The organism is Streptosporangium sp. NPDC049046, from assembly GCF_040649155.1.
Lineage (GTDB): Bacteria > Actinomycetota > Actinomycetes > Streptosporangiales > Streptosporangiaceae > Streptosporangium.
Genome location: NZ_JBEZEZ010000071.1, coordinates 1 through 7,022, shown reverse-complemented (window position 1 = coordinate 7,022; position 7,022 = coordinate 1). Strand labels below are relative to the sequence as shown.

Annotated in this window: 3 protein-coding genes; all 3 read left to right on the top strand. The window is 67.6% G+C overall.

All coding sequences use genetic code 11. The features are described 5' to 3' along the window. Positions 1–471: 471 nt before the first annotated feature. Entirely contained in the window at positions 472–4,419 is a 3,948-nt protein-coding gene (locus tag AB0B96_RS40590; RefSeq protein ID WP_362907615.1) for a ThuA domain-containing protein, read from the top strand. A gap of 37 nt (positions 4,420–4,456) precedes the next feature. Then, positions 4,457–6,496: a ThuA domain-containing protein gene (locus tag AB0B96_RS40585; RefSeq protein ID WP_362907613.1), complete on the top strand. Its 2,040-nt coding sequence runs from the start codon at positions 4,457–4,459 to the stop codon at positions 6,494–6,496. 449 nt (positions 6,497–6,945) lie between these two features. Beyond that, the coding region (locus AB0B96_RS40580) for an FCD domain-containing protein (RefSeq protein WP_362907617.1) at positions 6,946–7,022 on the top strand (77 nt) is incomplete at its 3' end.

Sequence of the window (7,022 nt, the reverse complement as noted above, 5' to 3'; positions counted from 1 at the left end):
CCGACATGCCGCAGTTCGGCCGGGCGATGATGGACGTCTTCTCCAAGTCCATCAACTCCGCATCCGCATGAGCACACCTGGCCGGTCTCGGTGACTCGATCCCGGCCAACCTGTTCAACCCGCGAGTGATCGTCATCGGAGGCTATTTCGCCTTGCCGGCCCAGTGGCTGCTGCCACACGCACAAGACCGGCTGCAGCGGCTCGTGGTAGCCGCTCCAGCCGCCCGTGCCGATTCGTCGCCTCCACGCTCGGCTTCGGCGCCGCTTCCCGTGGCGCGGCGAGCATGGTGATCAACCACATCATCGACGACCCGACCACGATCATGGATTTACCCAGGCCGGCACCTTACTGACGGCCCCACAGACCTGGAGACGGCACCCTCCAGCAACCGCAATATCCGCTACCGCCAAGTGGCATAAGCGCGGCGGCGCGCGCCTTGCCTGACATCCCCCCGGTCAGGAAGGGTTTCTCATGTCACCACGTCATCGAACGTGGGCCAGGCTGCTCGACGCAGTCCTGCCAGAAAATGCACAACGTCCGAGACGTCGCACCGCGACCACGATGGCCTTAGCCCTCATCGCCCCTTTCATCACGCTCCTCACGATGCCGGTGAGCGCCGAGGCCGCCACGGCGGCTAAGCCCGCTTTCAAGGTGCTCGTGGTGCGCAGCACCCAGAACGCGGTGTCGTCGGCCGGCCTGGCCGCGATCCGGAATGCGGCCAAAACTGGTGATTTCACGGTTGTGGCGCCCGGGCCCGCTGACGTGGGCGACCATTTCACAGAGAAGAAGCTGGAGCAGTACCGCGCGGTCGTGTTCTTGGACACGGGTCTCGCGAGCCCGCTCACGGACGCGCAACGCGCGAACTTCGAGAGCTACTTCCGCAAGGGCGGCGGCTTCGTCGGCGTCGGCTCGGCGGTCGAGACCGACGCGTCCTGGTCGTTCCTGACCGACGTCCTGGGGACGCGTGCGTCCGGCAGGACCGACGTGCAAGCAGGTGACGTGAAGGTCGCCGACCGCGTCCACGACGCGAGCAAGGATCTGCCGCAGTTCTGGTCGCGGACCGACAACTGGTACAACTTCACGAAGAACGTCCGCGGTCTGTCACACGTCCTCGCCACCGTCGTCGAGGACCCGTTCGGGCCGCAGCCGCAGGGCGCCGACCTCGACGGGATCGCCGGGGGCACGATGGGCGCCGATCACCCGGTCTCGTGGTGTAAGGACTTCCAGGGCGGCCGCTCGTTCTACACCGGCCTGGGCAACACGGCTGCGAGCTTCGACGCCGGCCTCACCAAGCACCTCAAGGGTGCGATCGGCTGGGCCGCGGGCCAGGCCGACCCGGTCTACAGCGATTGCGGCGCGACCGTGCTGGCCAACTACCAGCAGACGAAGATCGGCTCGCCGCCGAACCTGCAGGAGCCGATCGGCTTCGACCAGCTGCCGGACGGCCGCGTTCTGCAGACGGACCGCCTCGGCTCGCTGCGCATGCACGACGCGACCACGGGCGTCACCACGGTCGTCGCCAACTTCGCCGATCCGAGCCTGCCGATGACGCAGCAGATCTACTCCGCGGGCGAGGACGGGCTCTATGGCCCGGCGGTCGACGCCGACTTCGCGACCAACAAGTGGGTCTACCTCTACTACTCGGGGAAAGAGGTCACCGACGTCAAGCTGAGCGACGGATCGGTCGTCACCCAGATCACGCCGAACACCACCCCGCCGAACGTGGCGGCGTCCAAGACCGCGTGGGATCCGTACGTGGGCTATTTCCAGCTCAGCCGCTTCAAGTTCGTCGACGCCACCGACAGCACGCCGGCGCACCTCGACATGGGCTCCGAGCAGCAGATCATGCGCGTGCCGGTCAACCGCCAGGAGTGCTGCCACGTCGGGGGCGACATCGACTTCGACAAGCACGGCAACCTCTGGATGGTCACCGGCGATGACACGCCCGCGGGCGGCATCAACGCCGGCGGCTACGGGCCGTACAACTCGCAGAAGACCGACGAGCAGCAGACCGTGCGTGTCACCAACGCGACGGGCGGCACGTTCACGCTGACCTTCGAGGGCCAGACGACGGAGCCGATCGCGTGGAACGCGGATCGCAATGCGATCGACGCGGCGCTCGAGGCGCTCTCGAACATCGAGGCGGATGAGATCCAGACCAGCGGCGGCCCGGTCAACACGTCGAACGTCAACGTGTTCTTCCGCCGCGGCAAGCAGCAGTCCGATCAGCCGCAGATCACCGCCGACGGCGCCGGCCTGACCGGCACCGCCACGCCGGCGATCACCACCAGCACGGCGCAGGCGGGTGGCTGGTATCAGCGGCTCACCGGTGACGCGCGCCGCAGCGCGCTGAACACCAACGACCTGCGCGGCAAGGTGCTGCGGATCAAGGTCAAGGACGGCGACATCTCCGCCGCCGACGCCAACAAGGTCGACTTCGGCTCCGGCGCGGGCGCCTACTCGATCCCGTCGGGCAACCTGTTCCCGCTGGTCGCGGGCGCGCCGCAGGACAAGACGCGGCCGGAGGTCTACGCGATGGGTCTCCGCAACCCGTTCCGGATCCAGGTCGACGAGAACGACGTGGCCTACATCGGCGACTACTCGCCCGACGCCCAGACACCGCAGCGCTCGCGCGGCCCGTCGGGCACCGGCCGCTACCAGATCGTGCGCAAGCCGTCCAACTACGGCTGGCCGACGTGCTACAAGCGCGACCTCGCGTACTACGAGTGGAACTTCCACGAGTTCGCGCCCGGCACCACCACCGCGGGCACGCCACTGAACAACCCGCCTCAGAAGTTCGACTGCGACGGGCCGACGCAGCGCAACGACTCGCTGTGGAACATCGAGGGCGGTTCGACGGTCGAGCCGGGCCTGAGGGACGTCCCGCCGGTCACCGACCCGGACATCTGGTACTCCTACCGCGACAACAACACGAGCACGCCGCTCGGCACCCCGTGCGAGGCCTACTACGCGCCGACCCCGGGCCCGATCGCGCCCGGCTCGACGACCGAATGCCCGCGACTGTTCCCCGAGCTCTACACCGGCGGCGTCGGTCCGCACGGGGTCACGAAGTACCACTACGACGCGAAGAACCCGAACCCCAACAAGTTCCCGCCGTACTACGACGACTCGGTGATCATCAGCGAGTGGACGCAGGACACGCTGCGCGAGGTCAAGCTCGACAAGCAGAACAACCATGTCCAGAAGATCAACAACTTCCTGGATTGCGGCAGCCGTGCGAACGCCGGGGCAGGCAGGTTCCGGTTCGAGTGCGACAACCCGATGGACTTGCAGTTCGGTTCTGACGGCGCGTTCTACCTGCTGACCTACGGCAACGGGTTCAACGTCATCAGCCCCGACGCGGGCATGTACAAGTGGGAGTACGTCAAGGGCAAGCGCGCGCCGAAGGCCGTGCTCACCACGGACCGCACCGATGGCTCAAGGCCGCTGACCGTGAACTTCTCCAGCGCCGGCTCGCTGGATGAGGATCCCGGCGACTCGATCCGCTACGAGTGGAACTTCGGCGACGGCTCGGCGATCGAGACCGACCCGAACCCGGCACACACCTACACGCAGTCCGGCCGCTACACGGCCGTGCTGACCGTGCTCGACTCGTCCGGCAAGCAAACCTCGACCAGCACCGTGATCACCGTGGGCAACACGAGCCCGACGGTGGTCGTCAATACGCCGGTGGATGGCGGGACGTTCGCGTTCGGCGACGACATCCCGTTCTCGGTCACGGTCACCGACCCCGAGGACGGGACGGTGAACTGCTCCGAGGTGCAGGTGACGTTCGTGCTCGCCCACGACGAGCACGGCCACGCCGAGGAGTCCGTCAACGGCTGCTCGGGCGTGCTCCACACGATCGCCGACGACGCCTCACACGGCGGCAACGTCTCCGGCGTGATCCAGGCGCGCTACACCGACCACGGCGGTCCGGGCGGCGTCCCGCAGCTGACCACGACCGGCCAGCACCAGATCCGCCAGAAGCACCAGGAGGTGGAGTTCGTCGTCAACCAGTCCGGCACCAACACGGCGACCAACACCGACGGCGGCGCCGGCGTGCACCGCGGCAGCCTGGGTTCGGGCGACTGGCTCCAGCTCAACGGCCCATTCAACCTGACCAACATCGATTCGATCACGTTCCGCGTGGCGGACGCGGCGACCGGCCGCACGCCCGGGTCGCCGCTGGCGGCAGTCGAGGTCCGTCAGGGCTCGATCACCGGGCCGATCCTGACGACGGCCAACCTTGTGTCCACCGGCGGGACGGGAACCTGGACGAGCCAGACGTTCCCGGTCTCGATGTCCGGGACGCATGAGCTGTTCCTGGTGTTCCGCTCGGTCACGGGTGGCGCCACGGGCGGCAACCTGTTCAACCTCAACTGGGCCGAGTTCGTCGGCACGGGCATCGGCAACTAGCGAACCCGCCCGTACAACGGCAAGAGAGAAGACACTCATGCGGAGAAGATTTCGCACATTGGCAGTGGCCGCCTGCGTGACGGCGGCCGCACTCATCCCCGCGGCACCGTCGTGGGCAGAGGAAACGACACCGCCGACGATCAACGTGGCGACGCTGTCGCCCTCCGCGCCGACCGGCCAGAACAACTGGTACCGCGGCTCGGTGACGCTGAACATGTCGGGGACCGACGACGTCGGCATCGCAAAGTTCCAGTACTCGCTCAACGGCGGCGCCGCCTACATCGACGTACCCGTCGAGGGGGCGCCGGCGTCGGCCACCGCGTCGGCGGTGATCACGCAGGAGGGCAACACCAGCGTCCGGTACCGCGCGGTCGACACGTCCGGAAACGTCGCGGCGTTCCGCTCGATCGCGGTCCGGATCGACACGCGCGCGCCGGCCGCATCGTACCCGGCGATCACCGACGGTCACGTCGGTCACGTCGCCACACTCATCCCGACGCGCACGGACCCCACCCCCGGCTCGGGCGGAGTGGCTGTGCTGAACATGTACCTCGACGGCAAGCTGGTCCCGCCGTTGCCGGTGCAGACCTCCGACCTGTCGCTCGGCGTGCACACGCTCGCGGTGCACCTCTCTGACGCTGCTTCCAACAGCGCGAAGTACACGCAGACGTTCATCGTGACGACATCGTTCGCGGACGTCGGCACGCTGATCACCCGGTTCGTGACCGCCGGCAGCGTCCCGGCGGAGGTCGGCGCGGCGCTCCAAGCCAAGCTCGACCAGGCGAAGGCACTCGCCGACGCCGGTTCGGCCAAGCAGGCGAGCCAGGTCCTGAACGAGTTCGTCTCGACCGCCAACGGCGGGATCAAGCCCGGCTCGGCCCGCAGCACACTCGTGGGCGATGCGCGTTACCTGATCGACCAGCTCAACGGCCGGCTCGCGCCGGAGCCCGCGACGGGCCTCGAGTCTGAGCCCGCGGAGGGCCCGAAGTTCATCCCGGACCCGGTGCTCGCCCCGCTCCCGCACAACCCGGACGCCGACTACAACGTCCTGGTCTTCTCCAAGACGACGGGCTTCCGGCACGACCACATCCCGCACACCGTGGCCGCGATCCAGAAGCTCGGCATCGAGCGCAACTTCAACGTCGACGTCTACGACCCGCAACTCCCAACCGTCACGCTGCCCACGAGCCCGTTCCTGAGCCTCGACACGCTCAAGAAGTACGACACGATCGTCTTCGAGTCCAACGTCGGGCACCCGGGCCCGCTCAATTCGAGCACCGAGCAGCCGAACTTCGAGGCCTACATGAAGCAGGGCGGTGGCTATGTCGGCATCCACGGCGCCGCCGACTCGTTCGAGACCCGCACCTGGCCGTGGTACGGCAACCTCGTCGGTGGGTTCTTCACCAACCATCCGAACGGCCAGAACGGGTTCGGCCAGTGCGGCAGCTGCATCCACGCCGAGGTGGTGACCGAGGACCACACGCACCCGGCGACCGCGCATCTCCCTGCCCGGTGGATGACGGTCGACGAGCTCTACAACTTCGACCGCAACATGCGGGCCGACGTGCACACGCTGCTGAGCCTCAACGAGGACAGCTACCAGCGCAGCCTCAACAGCGGCAACGCGGCCACCAACCCGCTGCGGCTGATGAACGGCGACCACCCGATCGCGTGGTGCCAGAACTGGGGCGGTGGCAAGGCGTTCTCGAACATCCTCGGCCACTTCCGGACGCATTACTACGACGACTCGTTCATGCGGATCATCCTCGGCGGGATCGAGACGACCGCCGACCGCAAGGGCGCCAACTGCTCGTCCTACCGCGAGACCAGCCTGCTGATCGAGGCTGACCGAGCGGCCGGGCTGCTGACCGAGTCCGCCGCGGACGCCGCCGATGCCGCCCTGGACATCGCGCGGGACAGCTACCTGGAAAACAACTACACCACCGCCATCCCGGCGCTGAACTCGATCGTCGCCCTGGCGAACGACAAGGCCTCCGGCGACGCTGCGGCGCGTTCCGAGCTCGCGCGGCAGGCGCGCGAGCTGCGGGAGTGGATGCAGAACCTCAACCGGCGCTGACCCCTTCACGCGGTGGGGGCGGTGAATCGCCGCTCCCACCGCGCTGACGCTTGACCCGTTCACGCGGTGGGGGCGGTGGATCGCCGCTCCCGCCGCGCTGACGCTGGAGGGCGCTGGCGGGCGGTTCCGCGATGGTGCAAGATGACTAGCATCCGTCATCTTTCCTATACGATCCGAGCGGTCGTCACCATGCAGCAGCGTTGCGACCGATGTCAACAGGTTCGTGAAGACGCTAGAAGGGACCTCACGTCACGATGGACGACGAAGCGGTGACCGCGCGGCGCCGTGGGGCCATGAGGGGTGAAACGCCGCCGGGAAGATCTCGCGGCCGGCTTGCCGACGAGGTGTACGACACGCTGCTCGGACAGCTGGAGGACTTCCCGAAACTCGGCTATCACGTATGTTGATGTGACGGTCGGTGACTTGGAAATCAGGTCACTCACCTGGCCATGGCCGAGCACGAAGAGGTTCTGGCCGCGATCGCCGCGCGTGATCCCGACGCCGCCGCCTACGCCATGCGTCGGCA

Excerpts from the sequence above, each read along its gene's own strand:
- AB0B96_RS40590 (WP_362907615.1), top strand. The coding sequence starts at position 472 with ATGTCACCACGTCATCGAACGTGGGCCAGGCTGCTCGACGCAGTCCTG.
- AB0B96_RS40585 (WP_362907613.1), top strand. The coding sequence starts at position 4,457 with ATGCGGAGAAGATTTCGCACATTGGCAGTGGCCGCCTGCGTGACGGCG.